A 19,818-nucleotide genomic window follows, 5' to 3' on the forward strand; every position below is an offset into this window, starting at 1 on the left:
GGCAATGGGATGGGAGGCGGGCACTGTGCCATCGCCCTCCTCTGCCGATACGCCTGGTTCAATTGCCACTGCAGGCTGCTGCCCATCCACAAGTTCAGCCCGGCGCGATTGACCTGCCAATACCCGCCGTCCGGCGCCTCCGGAGCGTCGATCCAATCGACCAGCGCCGAACTTGCCGATATCTCTTTCAGTACGACCCAATCGCCGTTATGTATCCGATCCGCCAATCGCTGCAGGTTGTTATGCAAAATCTCGCCCTGGAGGGCACCCCATCGGCGCCAGCTTGGGTCGACGAACATATCGTCGATGAACTGTTCAAGCTCGCTTGGGTTGACATCACTTTCGAGCAGGCCATAGCGGTCCATGCCCGACAATCGCGCATGGGCTGCCGGCGCAATGGCGGACCACGCAAGCAATGGTGGGATGACCCAGCACGCTTGCTCGGGCGTCAGGTCTCGCATGGGCAACAGGTGGGCGCGGCCGCCGATTGGGCGCGCGAGGCGTCGGCGGGCCTCCGGGGAGCGGTGTCGGTCTGACATGATCCCCCCGCTCATCGGATGCGACGCAGAGCGTCTTCATCGCGCTGCCAACGTTGAGCGTTAGCGATAACGAGGCGAATCGTGAATCGAGGTGATGTTTGCGCGGTGGCGTTGCGCGACGTGGTCATGTCTCGTTCTCCATGTTCTGATCGTTGAGAGAACGCAACATAACCAGCCCGATGATTGGCGGGATATAGGAATGGTCCGAAATGCGGAAAAGCGTTAAAGCAAAGGCAGGCGAATCGCATGAGACGGTCGAGCCGACCAGACGACCGTGATATCGATCGGTGATGCGGCCTTTTAAGCGCCGCCTCTGCCGGCCGCTATTACGACGCACACGCTCACATATTCCGCCGATACTGCCCCCCCACCTCGAACAGCGCGTGCGTGATCTGCCCGAGCGAAGCGACGCGCACCGCGTCCATCAGCACCGCAAACACGTTCTCGTCGTCGATCACCGCGCGCTGCAGGCGTTGCAGCATCTCCGCCGATTCGCCCTGATGCCGTGCCTGGAATGCGCGCAGGCGCGCGAGCTGGCTCTGCTTTTCCGCCTGCGTCGAGCGTTGCAGCGCGATCGGCGGCGGGGCCTCGTGCGGGTGCGCGGACAAGAACGTATTCACGCCGACGATCGGATACGAGCCGTCGTGCTTGCGGTGTTCGTACAGCATCGATTCGTCCTGAATGCGCCCGCGCTGGTAGCCGGTCTCCATCGCACCCAGCACCCCGCCGCGCTCGGTCAGCCGGTCGAATTCGGCGAGCACCGCCGCTTCGACGAGATCCGTCAGTTCCTCGACGATGAAGCTGCCCTGATTCGGATTCTGGTTCTTCGCGAGCCCCCATTCGCGGTTGATGATCAACTGGATCGCCATCGCACGGCGCACCGAGTCTTCGGTCGGCGTCGTGATCGCTTCGTCGAACGCGTTCGTGTGCAGCGAGTTGCAATTGTCGTAGATCGCGATCAGCGCCTGCAGCGTCGTGCGGATGTCGTTGAAGTCGATTTCCTGCGCGTGCAGGCTGCGGCCCGAAGTCTGCACGTGATATTTGAGCTTCTGGCTGCGCTCGTTCGCGCCGTACTTGTCACGCATCGCGACCGCCCAGATGCGGCGCGCGACGCGGCCGAGCACCGTGTATTCCGGCTCCATGCCGTTCGAGAAGAAGAACGACAGGTTCGGGGCGAAATCGTCGATGTGCATGCCGCGCGCGAGATACGCCTCCACGTACGTGAAGCCGTTGGCGAGCGTGTAGGCGAGCTGCGAGATCGGGTTCGCGCCGGCCTCGGCGATGTGATAGCCGGAGATCGACACCGAGTAGAAATTGCGCACGCCGTGCTCGACGAAGTACGCCTGGATGTCGCCCATCACCTTCAGGCTGAACTCGGTCGAGAAGATGCACGTGTTCTGTCCTTGGTCTTCTTTCAGGATGTCGGCCTGCACGGTGCCGCGCACGTTTTGCAGCGCGTGGGCGCGGGCGGCGGCGATTTCGTCCGCCGTGGGTTTCCGCCCTTTTGCTGCGCAGCGGGTCTCCAGGCGTTCGACTTGCTGATCGATCGCGGCGTTGAAGAACATTGCGAGGATCGTCGGCGCGGGACCGTTGATCGTCATCGACACCGACGTTTCCGGCGAGCACAAATCGAAGCCGTCGTAGAGCGCCTTCAGGTCGTCGAGCGTCGCCACCGATACGCCCGAGTTGCCGACCTTGCCGTAGATGTCGGGGCGTTCGTGCGGCTCCTCGCCGTAGAGCGTCACCGAATCGAACGCGGTGGAAAGGCGTTTTGCCGGCAGCCCTTCGGACAGCAGCTTGAAACGCCGGTTGGTGCGCAGCGGGTCGCCTTCGCCGGCGAACATCCGCGTCGGGTCCTCGTTCTCGCGCTTGAACGGAAACACGCCCGCCGTGAACGGGAAATAGCCGGGCAGATTCTCTAGCGAGAGCCAGCGCAGCAGTTCGCCGGGGTCGGCGAACTTCGGCAGCGATACTTTTCGGATCGACGTGCCGGAGAGCGTCGTGACCGAAAGCGAGGTGCGGATCTCGCGGTCGCGGATTGTCACGACGTGCTCGTCGCCGGCATAGGCGGCGGCCGTCTTCGGCCATGCAGCGAGCAGCGCCTTCTCGCGTTCGCCGAGCCGGGATTCGCGCGCGGCGATCAAAGTGTCAAGGGCGGTGACGGCTTGCGGGCCCGCGGCGCTCGATTCATCTACACCGCCGATCGCGGCCGTGGCAACCGATGCCGCAGCCGCTTCCGCCGCTCCGGCCGCCTCCGGTCCGTTTGCTCCGTTCGCCGCTCCCGTCTCTTCCTCCAACATCCTCCGCGCTTCGCTCAACTGCCAGCGCTCGCGGGCCACGCGCGCCTGCGTCTCAGCCCGCGTGCGATAAACCCGTACCGTCTCGGCCACCTCCGACAGATAGCGCACGCGCGCCGGCGGCACGATCGCGCGACGCTCGCTCGAATAGCGCACGTCCGTCTTCGGGAGCCGCGCGCCGCCGTCGCGCAAGCCGTGTGCGGCGAGCGACGCCGCGACATGCTGATAAAGCGCCGTCACGCCGTCGTCGTTGAAGTGCGACGCGATCGTGCCGAACACCGGCATCGCGTCGGGCGGCGTGCCCCACGCGTCGCGATTGCGCTGGACCTGCTTCGCGACGTCGCGCAGCGCGTCGGCGGCGCCCTTGCGGTCGAACTTGTTGATCGCGACGAAATCGGCGAAGTCGAGCATGTCGATCTTCTCGAGCTGGCTCGCGGCGCCGAACTCGGGCGTCATCACGTAGAGCGACTGGTCGGCGTACGGCACGATCCCCGCAGCGCCCTGGCCGATGCCCGAGGTCTCGACGACGATCAGGTCGACGCCCGCCGCCTTGCACGCGGCGATCGCGTCGGGCAGCGCCTCCGCGATCTCCGCCGCCGCGCCGCGCGTCGCGAACGAGCGCATGAAGACGCGCGGCCCGCGGCCCCAGTCGCCGATCGCGTTCATGCGGATGCGGTCGCCGAGCAGCGCGCCGCCGGACTTGCGGCGCGACGGGTCGATCGCGAGCACCGCGATCGTCAGCGTGTCGTCGTAGTCGAGGCGAAAGCGCCGCACGAGCTCATCGGTCAGCGACGATTTGCCCGCGCCGCCCGTCCCCGTGACGCCGAGCACCGGCACGTGCACGGCCGCCGCGCGTGCCGCGAGCGCTGCGCGCGTGGCGGCGTCGGCCTGTCCGCTTTCGAGTGCGGTGATGAGCTGGGCAAGCGGGCGGAAACCGTCGCTGCCGCCGCGCCCCAACTGCGCGACTGCATCCGCGCCCAACGCGGCGCGCGGCGACTTCGACGCGCGCGCGATCATGTCGTCGATCATCCCTTGCAGGCCGAGCCGCTGGCCGTCCTGCGGCGAGTAGATGCGCTCGACGCCGTAGCGCTGCAGCTCGTCGATCTCGTCGGCGACGATCACGCCGCCGCCGCCGCCGAACACTTTGATACGCCCGCCGCCGCGCTCGCGCAGCATGTCGACGAGGTACTCGAAATATTCGACGTGACCGCCCTGGTAGCTCGACACGGCGACGCCGTCGGCGTCCTCTTCGAGCGCGGCGTTCGCGACGTCGGCCACCGAGCGGTTGTGGCCGAGGTGGATCACCTCGACGCCGCTCGCCTGAAGAATGCGGCGCATGATGTTGATCGACGCGTCGTGGCCGTCGAACAACGCGGCGGCCGTCACGAAACGCAGGCGCGGCGCGGACGGCGGCGTGTGGCCGCTCGTGCGCTGCGGCATCGAAAGATCGGTCATGTCTCCCCCGGATCGGCAGCTCTGCATGGGACCGGAGTAAGTGCTAAAGCACTAACTCCGGATCGGCAAATCAAGCGGGTGTTTTTCGCAGTATAGGCAAACGCCTGGGGAGATTGACGTTCGCGTCAAGACGAACGCAGGCCGATCAAGCCCGCCGCTTCAGCGCGCCGCCGCGCGAATCTCCTCGAGCGACGGCCACAGCGGCCGGTCCGAAAACCGCTCCGCCATGAAGTCGACGAACGAGCGCACTTTCGCCGACACGTGGCGCCGGCTCGCGTACACGGCATGGATCGGCAGTTCGCGCGGCGGCAGCGCGTCGACGAGGATCGGCACGATGCGCCCTTGCGCGATGTCTTGGCCGATCACTTCGGTACCGAGCCGCGCAATGCCCACGCCCGAGAGCACGACGACGCGCTGCGCTTCCAGATCGCCGACCACGAGATTGCCCGCCAGCACGACGCGCGGCGCGTCGGGCCCGCTTGGCAGCCAGTCGAAGTTCGGCAAGTTCGTGTACTGGATGAAGTTGTGCTTCGCGAGATCTTCGATTTTTCGCGGCGTGCCGTGGCGGCTCAAATACTCCGGCGACGCGCACAGCACGATATGCGCGGTCGCGAGCTGCCGCGCGATCAGCGACGACGACTTCAGCCCGAATGGCGACGCGCGGATCGCGATGTCGAAGCCCTCCTCGATCAACTCGACGATGCGATCGGAGAGCGCCACTTCGGTCGTCACCTGCGGATGCGTCGCGGCGTAGTCGGAAACCGCGGCCATCACGTAGCGCAGGCCGAACGCCGACAGCGACGACACCCTGAGCCGCCCTTGCGGCACGATGCTCGCGGCGCTGACGGCCTGCTCGGCCTCGTCGAGCTCGGCGAGCACTTGCGCGAGCCGTTCGTAGTATTCGCGGCCGGCCTCGGTCGGCGCGACGCGCCGCGTGGTCCGGTTCAGGAGCCGCGCGCCGAGCTGCTGCTCGAGATGCATCACGTGCTTGCTCGCCATCGCCGCGGACATTTGCATGCGCTCGGCCGCGCCGACAAAGCTGCCCACCTCGACGACATAGCGGAACACTTTCATGCTGACGAGGGTATCCATGGCAATCGCTCGCAGTAAGAATGAATCGGCCGGTTTGCCCGCACTTTATCAAAGTCACGTAGGCAATTGAACTGCCCCCCACGCTCACATTCGTTCGCTGCCCGCTCCCCCAATCCCCCAGGGGGACTTCCTGCGGGGCCGGGGACTTCCTGCGGGGCGCGAGGGGGCTGATGCTTTCCTTGGGGCGGCCCGGCGGAAGGCAAGAAAAACGGCGCCGAAGCGCCGTTTCTCCTCGAAGCAGCCCGCGAGCGCCTAGAACTTCGCGCGAATGCCCGCCCCGAAGGTGTTGCCGTCCGACAGGCCGCTCAAGCGGTCGTTCATATAGGCCGCGTAGACATCGGTGCGCTTGGACAGCGGATAGTCGTAGCCGAGCGCCCAGGTCTTGCGGGTCTGGTCGAGGCCGCCCGCATCGCGCGAATAGGCGAACGAGGCCATGACCGTGCCGGGACCCACCGGCACCGTCACGCCGCCCTGGCCGGTGTTGACGTGCCAGCTGCCGACGGTCTGGTCGTTATGCGTGTACATGTACTGTCCGTAGAACTTCACGAACTTGAGGTCGTAGCTCGCGCCGAGCTGGCCGACATACTGGCTCTTGAACGGCACCACGCTGCCGCCGAACGACACCGGCGGCGGGTTCAGCAAGTCGCCCGGCGCGTTGTTGAAGTTCACGTACTGGAAAACGCCGGTCGCGGCGAACGGTCCGTGGAAGTAGAGGAACTGAGCGCTCCACTTCTTCGCGCCGTTGTCGCCGGCGGTATTGCCGAGCCCATACATCACGCTGCCCGACAGGCCGTTGAAGTCGGGCGACGCGTACTGCACCGCGTTGTTCCAGCCCGAATCGCCGACCACGCCGGTATCCGTCGTATAGGTCGCGCCGGTCGGTATCGCCGTGTTGCCGAGGAAGGTGTGCCACACCATCGGCGAGAACTCGTACGAGTCGATGAACGGATTGAAGAGAATCGTCGAGACGAACAGCTGCGTCGTCAGGCGGCCCGCGGTGACGGTACCGTACGGCGACTCGATGCCGACATACGCGTTGCGCGAGAAGAACGAGTCGCCGGTGAAGCGGCCGAAGTTGCCGTTCTGCGGCAGGAAGAAGTCTTCCAAGGTGAAGATGGCCTTATAGCCGCCGCCCAAGTCTTCCGAGCCCTTCAAGCCCCAGTACGACGTCGACATGCCGCCGCCGGCGACCTGCCACGCGCTCTTCTGGCCGGGGAATTTCTGGTCCCCGACCCACGTATCGACCTGGCCGTACAACTGCACGCTCGACTGCGCATGCGCCGCGGTGCCCGCGGCGAGCAAGCCGGCCACGGCTGCACGTTTGACGTTTGTTTTCAGCGTACGGCTGACGATTGCTTTCATATGATCTCCTGTCTTTTTCAAAGGTAAGCGTTGACGGGCGCTGGGGGCGGTTCGCGCGAACTGTTTAGTTGGCCGTTCGATCGTCGATCCGGTTGTGGGCGAAGATCATCTTCACGGACCATTTTTCCGGACAAAAATGGGTTCGCTTATTGCTGGTATAGCTGTCCCATTAATTGCCCATTGATACGTCTTGCTTATCGAGCGCGGTGTCCGAAGAACAACGAAGGCAATGGCCCGCAATGCCATGTCAGCGGCTGTTCTGGCCGACATGCGGACACAGCGCTATCGTCGCTGAAAGCGGCGGGGTCGCAAATTAATTTTGAAAACCGAGGCCCGATCAAAGGCACAGAAGCGCCTGCGAGCTCGAAAAGTGTGGCGTGATTACGTCACTTTGGTTGCCGGATCGCGGCTTGCTGGAAGGTGGGACGCTTGGCGCTGCAACCGCCGACTGCGCGCGGTGCGCTGCAGTCAGTTGCGGTAGGGGGAAGGCGCGGGAGGATGCGGGACTTCGCTAGGCGGACGCGGCACGAAGTGCGACGAATCGCGTTCCTCGTTGTAGCGGGTGATGTCGGCGCGAATCGAGCCCGATCTCACATACGGAGGGTTGGGATCCTGGCGCTGAAACGGCCGCGTGACCTCACTGACAGGGTGAATCGGCGTGCCGTACACCGGGTCGCGGCCGCTCGGGCCGCCGGCCGGCCCCATCCACGGCGCGCCGCCGGCGGCCACACGCGGATTCTGACCGGGACCTGCAACGCGGCGCGGCGCGGCGTAACCGCGGGAATCGGCCCGGGACGCACGCATGGCTTGCCCGCCGTAGGCGCGCGTGGCGCCGCCGTAGTGGCCGCCCTCGCCGTGATCCATTCGTGGCGGCTGCGCATGGGCGAAGGACAGCATGGCCGCGCAAAACGCACCCACCGCCCAACGTCCCAAGTTTCGAGTACCCAATTCCACCATGATCGATTTGCGTGCAAACCCTTCCTGAAACGCCTGCCCAAGCAGGGTGCACAGCACCGGAAAACACGCGTCGTACCGACTCGTATTACTCACACAGCTGTGCTTCGAAGAGCTTTTCAGCAGTAATTTATGGGTCGCTCGAAAAGGTGTCGAGGTAAAAAGTGTTAGACCTGGGGCATCGTTGTAACGCCTTGTTACTGCGCCGAAATTGCCGTGTTTTCCCTATATCGACGCGCCTTTTGCGCGCTCGGATTTCGTGCAAGCAAGGTCGATGTCAGGACGTCTGGCGAGAGCTGCCGACGCGGTTATGCTTGTTGCTTGCAAGCGACGCATTCGCGTCTACGCGCCCCACGAAGAGGCACGCCGCACGGGACACAAGCCACGCTCCGCCATCGTCGCCGGCTCATGCGCCCAGATCATCAATCAACAATTTAAATGAATTTGTATTTTCAATAGCTGAGGCTGACAATAGCGTCAATGAATAGCGTCAATGCCCCTGGGCGCGAAGCCGCTGCCCACAACACAATCCTTTACTGCAATAGCCGCATTGAGAGTCAAGATGGCCCGCCCGAAATTTCTCCCCGATAACTTCACGCTAATGCTGGTCGGCACCGTCATCGTTGCGAGCGTGCTGCCGTGCCGAGGCGAAACGGCGGTCGCGTTCAACTGGATCACGAACATCGCGATCGGCCTGCTGTTCTTCCTGCATGGCGCGAAACTGTCTCGCGAAGCGATCGTGGCGGGCGCGACGCATTGGCGCCTCCATGCGGTCGTGCTCCTCAGCACGTTCGTCATGTTTCCGCTGCTCGGCTTCGCGCTCAAGCCGCTGCTTTCGCCGCTTGTCACGCCCGCGCTGTATACCGGCGTCCTGTTCCTCTGCACGCTGCCGTCCACCGTTCAGTCGTCGATCGCGTTCACGTCGATGGCCAAGGGCAACGTGCCCGCCGCCGTGTGCAGCGCGTCCGCGTCCAGCCTGCTCGGCATCTTCATCACGCCCGCGCTCGTCAGCGTGACGCTCGCCAATCAGGCGGCCGGCTCGGGCTCGGCCTGGCACACGGTCGGCAACATCGTGCTGCAACTGCTCGTGCCGTTCGTCGCCGGGCAATTGCTGCGGCCGGTGATCGGCAAGTGGCTCGACCGCAACCGCGGCGTGCTCAAGATCGTCGACCAGGGCTCGATTCTGCTCGTCGTCTATTCCGCGTTCAGCGAAGCCGTGAACGAGGGCCTTTGGCACCACATTCCGCCGATGGCGCTGGTTGGACTCGTGGTTGTGAATGCGGTGCTGCTGGCCGTGGCGCTCGGCCTCACGGCATTCAGCAGTAAGCGCCTGGGCTTTAGCCGTGAGGACCAGATCACGATCATTTTCTGCGGCTCGAAGAAGAGTCTTGCCGCAGGCATTCCGATGGCGAAAGTGATCTTCGCTTCGCACGCCGGCGCGGTCGTGCTGCCGCTGATGCTGTTCCACCAGATTCAGCTCATGGTCTGCGCCGCGCTCGCGCAGCGCTGGGGCGCGCGCGAGATGAGCCGCGAACGCCGCGCCGCCGCCTCGCGCAGGGCGGCGGCGCCCGCCGGGGCGCGCCGCTGAGTCCGCGGCTTCGCGCGGCAATACAAAGGAACGGGCCACGATCTTCCCTCCAAGCCTGTCAGACACGAAACGCCGCCTCACGCGGCGTTTTTGCCATTTGACGCGAGCGGGGCGGGCGCGTCGCGTCGGCCGAAAGTCATAAGGCGCCGCATTAGGGCCTGTTCAACCTAATAACAGGCTTGCGAACGTGCCTTGCCGGCTGTCCCCCAAGGGGACTTCCTGCGGGGCGCAGTGCAAGGAGGGAGGAGCGCCGTTTGGCCTCGCCAAACAAGCGGCGAGCGCCGGCGCAGCGGCCGGGCAATCCCGTAGTTAATCGAACCAACGCTTTTCGAGCCCGTCTGTAATTTTCGGAAATAAAGCGCCGGGGGCGGACAATTTAATCCTACAAAATCGGCAGGCTCGACTCCTTTCACTTAATTCGGGTGCCCGAATTAAATAAAGCGGCACAGCAAACGTTTGCCTTTCGGCGATTATCTCCAAGCCCAGGGACAAGACACGGATTGCCCGCCTTGGTTATGTCCGAAGCCGCTGGAGCGGCGCCTTCGAAAGCCCCCGGTCCATTCCAAAAGACGCAGGCGTCCGCGATAATGCCTCGCAGAAACTTCAAATCTCTTTAAAATCAGCGCCTGCGGTATTTGGCGCTATTAGAATGACGCCACGGAACTGAGAGACCGTGCTTCAGATGTACCCCGGATTCGCATGCCAAAGAGAGAATAAAAATGAGCAGCCAAGACCGGTCCCACGAGGATCGTCACGAGGTAGCAGGCATCCGGCGGTCGAAAAGGCGTTCGCGGGGGCGCCGGATCAAAACCGCCGAAGTGCCTGAAGACAACCTGTCTTTCGAAGACTACGCAGCCGACCGGCTGGGGTCGTTTCTTTGCGCGCAATTGGCGACGGCGCTCGCCGCCTACACCGTCATGTTCGCGGGCGTCGCCTGGCTGCGCGGCGAGCTGCTCGCGCTCGCGACGCTCGTCTGCGCGGCGCCCGTGTTGCCGATGGCGGCAGCGCTCGCCTTGGCGTGGCGCAATGACAGCGGCGTGCGTCCGAGCCTCGCCGCGCTCGTCTTCATCGGCGCGCTCGAAACGGGCCTCGTGCTGCACGGCCTGCACTGGCAGCGCGGCGCGCTTATCGTCCTGCCGGCCTTCGTGCTGATTCCGTTGATGTTCAGTCCGGTCCTGCAGCGCGGCTGGGACTTCCCGCTCGCCGCGGGGCTCGCGCTCGCAGGCCCACTGGCGCTTCTCGCGCTCCGCCGGCAGCCGGCCGACGCGCAGATCGGCATCGTGCTGTCGATGTTCGTCGCGCTCGCCGCGAGTTTCGTCACGAACTTCTCTGCGCGGCGCGCGAAGCAGAAGAGCTTCCGGCTCGAACACCAGTTGCGCGCGTTCGCGGACATCGACGAGCTCACGCAACTGCCGCGCCGCCGCCGCGTGTTCGAACTCGGCCGCCGCGTCCTGCAGCGCTCGGAGCGCGCGGGGCAGCCGTTCTCGGTGCTCTACATCGACGCCGATCACTTCAAGTCGGTCAACGACCGTTTCGGCCACGACGCCGGCGATCGCGCGCTGCGCCTCATCGCCCACCACATCCAGGCCAGCATGCGCTCATCCGACGTCGCGGGGCGCTTCGGCGGCGAGGAGTTCGTGGCGCTTCTGCCTGGCACAGACCAGATCGACGCCGCGCGCGTCGCCGAGCGGCTCAGAAAGCGCATCGAGGACATCCGCCAGTTCGAAGTCACGCTGACGATCAGCATCGGCGTCGCGCAACACGTGCGCGGCGAGCAGATCGACCGCGTGATCCGCCGCGCCGACGGAGCGCTTCTCGATGCGAAGGGCAGCGGCCGCAACCGGGTGGTGATCGCCGGTCGTCCCGCGGGCGACGACGCCGCGCCCGCGCAAGCGGCGCAAGGGACACAAGTGACTCAAGGGTCCCAACCCGGGTCCCAAGCCGGGTCCCAAGCCGCCCCCGGCACGCACGGCAAATCGGCGCACGAATCGAACGCCGAGCCGTTTTCGCGCGAGTGGCTGCCGGACTGAACCGTGAGACCTCAATGGAATCCTCGCACCGCAAAGGTGCGCGGATTCACAAAAAATTCATTCAACTCTGCCGGCTCGACGTCGATAACCCGATCGTCCTGTCAAACGTCGGCGCGTCAGCCGTTCAGTCATGTCACTTCGTTCGTCATCGGCCGCCTCTGCCCCGAGGATCGCCGATCTGATCGCGCAGCGTGCGCTTTCCGCGGTCTTTCAGCCGATCGTCGATTTCGACGGCGGCACGATTCTCGGTTATGAAGGGTTGATCCGCGGTCCGGCGGGCTCGCCGCTCGAATCGCCGGGCGCGCTCTTTTCGCGCGCCGTGCTCGAGGGGGTGTTGACCGAGCTCGAGCACGCCGCCGCGCGCACCTGCATCCACGCGTTCGTGAAGCTCGGCTGCGAAGGCAAGCTGTTCCTGAACTTCAGCGCGGAAGCGATCCTGAAGCTCGAACAGTCGCGCGACGCCACGCTCGCGTGGCTCCGGCGCCTCGGCCTGCCGGTCGAGCGGCTCGTGGTGGAGCTGACCGAGCAATGCGCGATCGCCGACTTCGCCGGCTTCATGCCGATCGTCGCGGGGCTGCGCGAAACCGGCGCGCAGTTCGCGCTCGACGACTACGGCACCGCGAACGCGAGCATGAACCTGTGGGTGCGCCTGCAGCCGGACGTCGTGAAGATCGACCGCTTCTTCATCCACAACATCGCGAGCGATCCGCTCAAATTCGAAGCGGTCCGCGCGATGCAGCACTTTGCGAATTCGAGCAGCGCGCGGCTCGTCGCCGAAGGCATCGAAAACGAAGCGGACCTGATCGTGATCCGCGACATGGGCATCGGCTGCGGCCAGGGCTATTTCTTCGGCCGCCCGAACGCGGCGCCCGCGAGAGGCATCGCCGACGCCGCGAAGCAGGCGATCCGCGCCGAGCACATCGCCGTGTTTCCCGGCCAGACCCGCAGCGTGTCCGCGTCGCCTTCGGGCGGCGTCGCGGCGGCGAAGATGCTGGTGGCCGCCCCCGCGCTGCCGCGCAAGGCGACCAACAACGACGTCCTAGATCTGTTCAACCGGATGCCGAATCTGCACGCGGTCGCCGTCGTCGAAAACGACGAGCCGGTCGCGCTCATCAATCGCCGCGCCTTCATGGACCGCTATGCGCTGCCCTATCACCGCGAGCTGTTCGGCAAGCGTCCGTGCCTGCAGTTTGCGAACGCGTCGCCGGTCATCATCGAGAAGTCGATGACGGTCGAGCAAATGGCGAAGCTGCTCGCGAGCGACGACCAGCGCTACCTCGCCGACGGCTTCGTGATCACCGACAACGGCCAGTACCTCGGCCTCGGCACCGGCGAAAACCTCGTGCGCGCGGTGACCGAAGTGCGGATCGAAGCGGCGCGCTACGCGAACCCGCTCACGTTCCTGCCGGGCAACATCCCGATCAGCTCGCACATCGCGCGCCTGCTCGGCCACGACGCCGAGTTCTTCGCGTGCTACGTCGACTTGAATCACTTCAAGCCGTTCAACGACCAGTACGGCTACTGGCAAGGCGACGAAGTGCTGAAGTTCGCGGCCGCCGTGCTCGCCGACATCTGCGATCCGACGCGCGACTTTCTCGGCCACGTCGGCGGCGACGACTTCCTGATCCTCTTTCAAAGCGAGGACTGGCAGGCGCGCGCCAAGAACGCGATCGCGACGTTCAACGAGGGCGCGCAGCGCTTCTACGCGGATGCGGACCGCGCCGCGGGCGGCATCCACGGCGAAGACCGGCGCGGCAACCCGACCTTCTTCGGCTTCGTGACGATGGCGATCGGCTGCGTGCGCGTCAAGCCGCAGCCCGGCCAGAGCCACGTCTACAGCAGCGAGATGATCGCGTCGGCGGCGGCGCTCGCCAAGCGCCGCGCGAAGCACGAGTCGGCGGGCTTCTTCCTGATCGACGTCGAGGAAGGCGAATCGATGATGCACATGGCCGCCACGCCGCCGCAACCGGAGACCGAGGCGCGCACGCTCAACTAAGCAGGCAAGCTCGACCATGGCGGCCGCGGTTGCGCCGAAGCGGCCCAATCTTGCGGTTGCCTTCCCGCCGACTACACCGCGCTGACGCCTTGTAATCTCCCATAACCGTCGCGCGCGGATAAACGCGCGCATGGGGAGCGCGCCGCCGAACTCCGTCGGCTGTCCCAGTCTAAACTGCACGCGGCGCCTAAGCGCGGACATCAATCGCGGCAACGAGGATCGGGATGGTTGGGTTGTACGACAGCAGCGTGCGGCTGATGCGCCGCATATTCGACAGTCGCATCGACGACGCCCCCGTGCTCGACGCGGCCCGCCACTTCCCCGACGCGGCCCGCTTCGTCGCGAACTGGCAGGCGATTCGCGCCGAGGCGCTCGACGTCGCCGAGAATCTGCGCAACATCCCGCGCTTTCACGACATCATGCGCGAGCAAGCCGACATCTCGGCCAACGATGCGCGCGACTGGCGCATGTACATCATGAAGGCGTACGGCGTGGCGTTCGAGCGCAACCTGAAGCGCTGCCCGACGCTGGCGTCGATCATCGCGCAATCGCCGGACGTGCTCTCCGCGTCGTTCTCGTTCCTCGCGCCGGGCAAGCACATTCCGCCGCACCACGGGCCGTTTCGCGGCATCCTGCGCGGCTATCTCGTGCTGTCGATGCCGCTCGACGCGAAGGGCGTGCCCGCCGCCACACTGACCGTCGACGGCCATGCCCACGGCCTCCACGAAGGCGAATTCATGCTATGGGACGACACCTTCGAGCATGAAGTGCTGAACGCGAGCGACCAGGTCCGCATCGTGCTGCTGCTCGACGTTCGCCGCCGCCGGATGCCCTTCGATATGCGCATCCTGTCGGACGCGGTGATCTTGATCGTGCGTCTCGGCATCCGTCTGCGCGGCGAGAGGATCGCGGTTTAGCGCGCGTGTTTAGCTGGTTTTACTAAACAAACGAATGTTCGTTTTCTCCTGATTCTACGGGTATTTCCGCGTGTCCCGGCACGCGTTTTCCGGCAGTTTGCGTCGATTTTTACTATACAATCGGCCGAACCAGAATCGACAGAATCGGAGACGATGGCGACAACCATTCGCGACGTCGCACGGGCGGCGAGCGTATCGATCGGCACCGTATCGCGGGCGCTGAAAAACCAGCCGGGCTTGTCGGAGGCGACGCGCCTGCGCGTCGTCGAGGCCGCGCGGCGCCTGGGCTATGACCCGGCGCAATTGCGCCCGCGCATCCGGCGGCTGACCTTCCTGCTGCATCGCCAGCACAACAACGTCGCGGCAAGCCCGTTCTTTTCGCACGTGCTGCACGGCGTCGAGCACGCGTGCCGCGAGCGGGGCATCGTGCCGTCGCTGCTCACGGCAGGCCCGACCGACGACATCGTCGACCAGTTGCGGTTGCATGCGCCCGATGCCATCGCGGTGGCGGGTTTCATCGAGCCCGAAACGCTCGCGGCGCTCGTCGCGCTGCAGCGCCCGCTCGTCCTGATCGACCTGTGGGCGCCGAACCTGCGCTCCGTGAATCTCGACAACGCCGCGGGCGCCGCGCTCGCGATGAAGCACCTGTTCGAATTGAAGCGCAGGCGCGTCGCGTTCATCGGCGGGTCGCTCGCGCACTACAGCATCGCGCAGCGCGCACTCGGCTACCGCCGCGCGTTCTTCGAAGCCGGCCTGTTGTTCGACCCCTCGCTCGAAGTCACGATCGACGCCGGGCTCGATCCCGATGCCGGCGCCGCGCGCGCGATGCAGCGCATTCTCGACGCGCCCGGCCCCGCGCCCGATGCGCTCTTCGCCTACAACGACGCAGCGGCGCTCGCCGCGCTGCGGGTGTGCCTCGCGCGCGGCCTGCGCGTGCCGCACGACATCGCGATCGTCGGCTTCGACGACATCCCTGCCGCCGCGCATGCCGTGCCGCCGCTCACCACGATCGCCGTCGACAAGGAAACGCTCGGCGCACGCGGCGTCGAGCTGCTGCTCGAGGAAACGCCGGCCCAGCTCGAAGTGCGGCTGCCCGTGCATCTCGTCCCGCGCGCCAGCACCGCCGCCCCGCTCGACACGTTCAGTACCGCCAGCACCCTCTTGGGAATCACGCCATGACGAAGCTGCCTAACCAGTCCAAATCGCAAGCCCGCGCCGTTCTCGCCGCCGTGCATACGAACGAGGCCGTGCCGCCCATCGACGACTTCCGCGACCGCGCGTTCCTGCTCTCGCACGTCGCGGGCACCTTGCGCTTCTACGCGCCGGCGGTATTCGATCCGTCCGGCGGCTTCTTCCATTTCTTCAAGGACGACGGCTCGATCTACGACCGCACGACGCGCCACCTCGTCAGCAGCTGCCGCTTCGTCTTCAACTACGCGATGGCGTACCGCCATTTCGGCGACGCGCAGCACCTCGACTACGCGCGCCACGGCCTCGAGTTCCTGCGCGACGCGCACTGGGACGCCGACCACCAAGGCTACGACTGGGAAATCGAATGGCGCGACGGCAAGAAGCGCACGCTCGACGGCACGCGCCACTGCTACGGCCTCGCGTTCGTGCTGCTTGCCGCCTCGCATGCCGTGATGGCGGGCATCGAGGAGGCGCGGCCGCTGGTCGCCCAAACGTTCGAACTGATGGAGCACCGGTTCTGGGACCGCGCCGCCGGCCTCTACGCCGACGAAGCGACGCCCGACTGGCACGTGTCCGGCTACCGCGGCCAGAACGCGAACATGCACACGACCGAGGCGCTTCTCGCCGCGTACGAAGCGACGGGCCATCTCGTCTATCTCGATCGCGCGGAACGCGTCGCGACGAACATCACGATGCGCCAGGCGCAGCTCTCGCACGGTCTCGTCTGGGAGCACTTCCACGCGGACTGGTCGGTCGACTGGCACTACAACGAAGAGGACAGCTCGAACATTTTCCGCCCGTGGGGCTTTCAGCCCGGGCACCAGACGGAATGGGCGAAGCTGCTCCTGATCCTCGAGCGCCACCGCGCGCTGCCGTGGCTCCTGCCGCGCGCCATCGAACTGTTCGACGCCGCGCTCACCCACGCCTGGGACGACGATCACGGCGGCCTCTTCTACGGCTTCGGCCCGGACGGCATGGTGTGCGATCACGACAAGTATTTCTGGGTGCAGGCCGAGACCTTGGCCGCCGCCGCGCTGCTCGGAGAGCGCACCGGCAGCGAGCGCTTCTGGGACTGGTACGAGGAGATCTGGCGCTATAGCTGGGCGCATTTCGTCGACCATCGCTACGGCGCCTGGTATCGCATCCTCACGTGCGACAACCGCAAGTACAGCGACGAAAAGAGCCCCGCCGGCAAGACCGACTATCACACGATGGGCGCGTGCTACGAAGCGCTGAACGCGCTGTCGCCGCTCGTGCGGGGCGCAGCGAATTCGGGGGGCGTCGCGGCGGACGTCACCGCTGCCGCCGCGCTCGAACGCGCCGCAGAATCGTCCAAACACGCGGCCGAGCACGCCACCGCACAGGCGGCGAAACACGAGACTAAGCACGCCCCCAAGCGCGCGCCGAAACCCAACAGCCACAGCAAGCCGCGAGAAGCGTCATGAACTGCCCCCACGCTCACGTTCGTTCGCTGCCCCCCGAGGGGGCGGTTGCCTCCCTTGGGGCGGCCCGGCGGGAGGCAACATGAACTGCCCCCACGCTCACGTTCGTTCGCTGCCCCCCGAGGGGGCGAATGCCTTCCTTGGGGGACGGGAGGCATCATGACCGCCACGCCCGATTTCCCGCTCTTCGTCTCCGCCGGGGACATCCTGACCGACCTCGTGCGCACCGGCGATTCGCACTGGCTGTCGCGCCCGGGCGGCGCGGGCTGGAACGTCGCGCGCGCGGTCGCGCGGCTCGGCATTCCGACGGCGAGCGCCGGCTCGCTCGGCACCGACTACTTCTCCGACGAACTCTGGAACGCGAGCGTCGCCGCCGGTCTGGACATGCGCTTCCTGCAGCGCGTCAACCGTCCCCCGCTGTTGGCGATCGTCCACGAGACACATCCGCCGACTTACTTCTTCATGGGCGAAAACGGCGCGGATCTCGCGTTCGACCCCGAGCTGCTGCCGCAAGGCTGGATGAAAGCGGCGCAGTGGGTGCATTTCGGCTGCATCAGCCTCGTGCGCCAGCCGCTCGGCGCCACGCTCGCGACGCTCGCTGTCGAGCTGCGCGCGCACGGCGTCAAGATCAGCTTCGATCCGAACTACCGCAACCTGATGGAAACGGGCTACCGCCCGACGCTCGAAACGATGGCCGCGCTCGCCGACCTCATCAAAGTCTCCGATGAAGACTTGCGCCTCATCTTCAAGACCGACGAGGCCGCAGCGCTCGCCGAACTGCGCGCGATGAATCCGCAAGCGCTGGTGCTCGTGACGCGCGGCTCGGACATGGCGACGCTTTTCGCCGGCGGCGAAACGTTCGAAGCGAAGCCGCCGCGCGTCGAAGTCGCCGATACGGTGGGCGCGGGCGACGCGTCGATCGGCGGTTTCCTCTTCAGCCTGATGCAATCGCCGCAGCGCAGCTACGCCGAGCACCTGGCGTTCGCGCTGGCCGCCGGCGCGGCGGCGTGCCGCCATTCGGGCGCCCATTCCCCGACGCTCGACGAGGTGGTCTCGCTCCTCACGGATTAAGGCCGCTTCGCCCCGCCGAGCTGGCTGACCGTGCGGGAACCGACACAGTAAGTTCGCAAAGCGCGTGCTAGGATGAATTATCCCTGTCGAGCGGAGCGGCATCATGGACGACGTCACCTACACCAAGGGAATCTACACGGCCACGGCAACAGCGCGTCCGCTGGACGGCGGGCAATTCCAGGGCGTGGTGACGCTGTCACGCGACGACCCCGACGACCCCGAATCGACCGCCTACGAAGTGGAGGCGACGAGCGCAAGCGAACAGGAGGCGCTCGATGAAGCGAAGGCGCTTGCGCACCGCATTCTCGGCGAGCTCGAACTGTAGCCGTTCTGCACGGTTCTAAAAGAACGACAAGCCCGATCGATCGAGGGCAGCGGGAGACGACGATGGCCGAGCAACTCTTTCTCTATGGGGTGTATTCGATCCACGTGCGCGCGCTTGAACTGCAAGGCGCGCGCTGGGATGCCGAATACGAAATCCGTCACCGCGACCACCCGGTGCAGAAGTGGACGACGGTCGGCGGCGACAGCGGCTACGCGGACGAAGCGGCGGCGGTCGAAGCCGCGCACCGCCAAGCCGTCGCCGATATCGATCACGGCGCCGGCGTGCCGAAGCCGCGCTCGTTTCCTTGAGCGGCGCGGCAGGCGCGCAACCTCTCTGAGGCAGCGCGTGCCGGTAGCGGCGCCGCCAATAATCCGGTAAGCAGGTCGATCGGCGAAGCGGCTCAAGCCGGGCCGCGAACCGCCTTGCACAGCACTGCGCGGAAAAAAGCTTAAGCGGCGTGCTACGCTGCAAGCGATAAAAGCCCGCGCGTTTCCGCTGATGACAATCCGATCTCCCTGGACGACCGACACCAAGCCCGAGCGCGAGCAGCACGTCCCCCGCGGCCGCAAGATCACCACGAGCTCGGGCACCGTGATCGCGCACGGCATGCCGGCGCGCGCGTGGTTCGATCTCTACCATCGCGCGCTGAACCTGAACTGGCCGTGTTTCTTCGCCTCGCTCGCCGCGATGTTCCTGATCTTGAACACGGTCTTCGCGAGCCTTTACATGCTCGGCACCGAGCCGATCGCGAATCAGTCGCCGAAAGGCTTCACGGGCGCGTTCTTCTTCAGCGTCGAGACGCTCGCCACGGTCGGCTACGGCGACATGCATCCGCAGACCGTCTACGCGCACGTGGTCGCCACGCTGGAAATCTTCACCGGGATGTCGGGCATCGCGCTCGCAACCGGCCTCGTGTTCGCGCGCTTTTCGCGGCCGCGCGCGAAGATCATCTTTGCGCGCCACGCCGTGGTGCGGCCGTACGACGGCCGTCAGACGCTGATGATCCGCGCCGCCAACGCGCGGCAGAACGTGATCGCGGAAGCGAAGGCGAAGCTGCGCCTGTTGCGCCGCGAAACGACGCCGGAAGGCGACACGCTATGGCGCATCCGCGATCTCGATCTCGTGCGCGACCAGCATCCGGTCTTCCTGCTCGGCTGGCTGCTCGTGCATGTGATCGACGATACGAGCCCGCTCTTCGGCGAAACGGCGGAAACGCTCGCGCATTCCGACGCGTCGTTCATGGTGATGATCGAAGGCTCCGACGAGACCACCGCGCAGACGATGCAGGCCCGCTACGAGTGGTCGCACAAGGATGTCCTCTGGCAGCACCGTTTCGCCGATCTGCTGCACGACGACGAAGACGGCATCACGCACATCGACTACTCGAAGTTCGACAAGGTCGTGCCGATCGAGCCGGCCGAAAAGGAGTCGCGGCTAGAGACTGTGCACGAGGCTACGCGGCCTTAGCGATGCGGGTCGCGGAGCGGCGCGCCGATCTCGTCGAGCAGCTAGCGGGCGGCCCCGAGCAATCGGGGCTTTTTTTCGCATCCAGAGCCAAC

The 19,818-nt window shown here is 65.7% G+C and carries 15 protein-coding genes; 10 read left to right on the forward strand and 5 right to left on the reverse strand.

From position 1 onward, the window contains the following. The 5 genes from J3489_RS31660 to J3489_RS31680 form a co-directional block, all read right to left on the reverse strand. Positions 1-365 (reverse strand): hypothetical protein (locus J3489_RS31660; RefSeq protein ID WP_207004770.1); only part of this gene is annotated, 365 nt, incomplete at its 3' end. A 515-nt stretch (positions 366-880) separates the two neighbouring features. Beyond that, on the reverse strand, positions 881-4,291 hold the full coding sequence (locus J3489_RS31665) for a methylmalonyl-CoA mutase family protein (RefSeq protein WP_207004771.1): 3,411 nt from the start codon (positions 4,289-4,291) through the stop codon (positions 881-883). Positions 4,292-4,450: 159 nt separating this feature from the next. Further along, positions 4,451-5,383 carry a LysR family transcriptional regulator gene (locus tag J3489_RS31670; protein WP_207004772.1) on the reverse strand — a complete coding sequence of 311 codons (933 nt, stop codon included), beginning with the start codon at positions 5,381-5,383 and terminating at the stop codon, positions 4,451-4,453. 252 nt (positions 5,384-5,635) lie between these two features. Beyond that, positions 5,636-6,745 carry a porin gene (locus J3489_RS31675; RefSeq protein WP_207004773.1) on the reverse strand — a complete coding sequence of 370 codons (1,110 nt, stop codon included), beginning with the start codon at positions 6,743-6,745 and terminating at the stop codon, positions 5,636-5,638. Positions 6,746-7,213: 468 nt separating this feature from the next. Next, positions 7,214-7,795 carry a peptide-binding protein gene (locus J3489_RS31680; RefSeq protein ID WP_207004774.1) on the reverse strand — a complete coding sequence of 194 codons (582 nt, stop codon included), beginning with the start codon at positions 7,793-7,795 and terminating at the stop codon, positions 7,214-7,216. Positions 7,796-8,261: 466 nt separating this feature from the next. On the opposite strand from J3489_RS31680, the gene J3489_RS31685 reads away from it, so the two are divergent. From J3489_RS31685 to J3489_RS31730, 10 genes are all read left to right on the forward strand, one after another. Further along, positions 8,262-9,287: a bile acid:sodium symporter family protein gene (locus J3489_RS31685; protein WP_207004775.1), complete on the forward strand. Its 1,026-nt coding sequence runs from the start codon at positions 8,262-8,264 to the stop codon at positions 9,285-9,287. A gap of 719 nt (positions 9,288-10,006) precedes the next feature. Beyond that, the gene (locus J3489_RS31690) at positions 10,007-11,317 is read left to right on the forward strand and encodes a GGDEF domain-containing protein (protein ID WP_207004776.1); all 1,311 of its coding nucleotides are present in this window, start codon (positions 10,007-10,009) and stop codon (positions 11,315-11,317) included. 130 nt (positions 11,318-11,447) lie between these two features. Beyond that, on the forward strand, positions 11,448-13,313 hold the full coding sequence (locus tag J3489_RS31695; protein ID WP_207004777.1) for an EAL domain-containing protein: 1,866 nt from the start codon (positions 11,448-11,450) through the stop codon (positions 13,311-13,313). Between the two features lie 224 nt (positions 13,314-13,537). Next, a complete protein-coding gene (locus J3489_RS31700) occupies positions 13,538-14,230 on the forward strand; it encodes an aspartyl/asparaginyl beta-hydroxylase domain-containing protein (RefSeq protein ID WP_207004778.1) in 693 nt (230 codons plus the stop codon). A gap of 153 nt (positions 14,231-14,383) precedes the next feature. Further along, positions 14,384-15,409 carry a LacI family DNA-binding transcriptional regulator gene (locus tag J3489_RS31705; RefSeq protein WP_207004779.1) on the forward strand — a complete coding sequence of 342 codons (1,026 nt, stop codon included), beginning with the start codon at positions 14,384-14,386 and terminating at the stop codon, positions 15,407-15,409. Further along, complete coding sequence (locus J3489_RS31710; protein ID WP_242540464.1) at positions 15,406-16,866, forward strand: AGE family epimerase/isomerase; 1,461 nt, start codon at positions 15,406-15,408, stop codon at positions 16,864-16,866. Before J3489_RS31705 ends, J3489_RS31710 begins: the two co-directional genes overlap by 4 nt. A 156-nt stretch (positions 16,867-17,022) precedes the next feature. Next, positions 17,023-17,934 (forward strand): carbohydrate kinase family protein, encoded by a 912-nt coding sequence (locus J3489_RS31715; RefSeq protein WP_207004780.1) that lies wholly within the window; start codon positions 17,023-17,025, stop codon positions 17,932-17,934. A 103-nt stretch (positions 17,935-18,037) separates the two neighbouring features. Beyond that, positions 18,038-18,259 carry a hypothetical protein gene (locus J3489_RS31720; protein ID WP_207004781.1) on the forward strand — a complete coding sequence of 74 codons (222 nt, stop codon included), beginning with the start codon at positions 18,038-18,040 and terminating at the stop codon, positions 18,257-18,259. Between the two features lie 62 nt (positions 18,260-18,321). Further along, positions 18,322-18,567 (forward strand): hypothetical protein, encoded by a 246-nt coding sequence (locus J3489_RS31725; protein ID WP_207004782.1) that lies wholly within the window; start codon positions 18,322-18,324, stop codon positions 18,565-18,567. Between the two features lie 190 nt (positions 18,568-18,757). Continuing rightward, on the forward strand, positions 18,758-19,726 hold the full coding sequence (locus J3489_RS31730) for an ion channel (RefSeq protein ID WP_207004783.1): 969 nt from the start codon (positions 18,758-18,760) through the stop codon (positions 19,724-19,726). Positions 19,727-19,818 lie beyond the last annotated feature (92 nt).

The organism is Trinickia mobilis, from assembly GCF_017315705.1.
GTDB classification, from domain to species: domain Bacteria; phylum Pseudomonadota; class Gammaproteobacteria; order Burkholderiales; family Burkholderiaceae; genus Trinickia_A; species Trinickia_A mobilis.

Coding starts and splice junctions, on each gene's coding strand:
- J3489_RS31665 (WP_207004771.1), bottom strand. CDS start 4,291: ATGACCGATCTTTCGATGCCGCAGCGCACGAGCGGCCACACGCCGCCG.
- J3489_RS31670 (WP_207004772.1), bottom strand. CDS start 5,383: ATGGATACCCTCGTCAGCATGAAAGTGTTCCGCTATGTCGTCGAGGTG.
- J3489_RS31675 (WP_207004773.1), bottom strand. CDS start 6,745: ATGAAAGCAATCGTCAGCCGTACGCTGAAAACAAACGTCAAACGTGCA.
- J3489_RS31685 (WP_207004775.1), top strand. CDS start 8,262: ATGGCCCGCCCGAAATTTCTCCCCGATAACTTCACGCTAATGCTGGTC.
- J3489_RS31690 (WP_207004776.1), top strand. CDS start 10,007: ATGAGCAGCCAAGACCGGTCCCACGAGGATCGTCACGAGGTAGCAGGC.
- J3489_RS31695 (WP_207004777.1), top strand. CDS start 11,448: ATGTCACTTCGTTCGTCATCGGCCGCCTCTGCCCCGAGGATCGCCGAT.
- J3489_RS31700 (WP_207004778.1), top strand. CDS start 13,538: ATGGTTGGGTTGTACGACAGCAGCGTGCGGCTGATGCGCCGCATATTC.
- J3489_RS31705 (WP_207004779.1), top strand. CDS start 14,384: ATGGCGACAACCATTCGCGACGTCGCACGGGCGGCGAGCGTATCGATC.
- J3489_RS31710 (WP_242540464.1), top strand. CDS start 15,406: ATGACGAAGCTGCCTAACCAGTCCAAATCGCAAGCCCGCGCCGTTCTC.
- J3489_RS31715 (WP_207004780.1), top strand. CDS start 17,023: ATGACCGCCACGCCCGATTTCCCGCTCTTCGTCTCCGCCGGGGACATC.
- J3489_RS31720 (WP_207004781.1), top strand. CDS start 18,038: ATGGACGACGTCACCTACACCAAGGGAATCTACACGGCCACGGCAACA.
- J3489_RS31725 (WP_207004782.1), top strand. CDS start 18,322: ATGGCCGAGCAACTCTTTCTCTATGGGGTGTATTCGATCCACGTGCGC.
- J3489_RS31730 (WP_207004783.1), top strand. CDS start 18,758: ATGACAATCCGATCTCCCTGGACGACCGACACCAAGCCCGAGCGCGAG.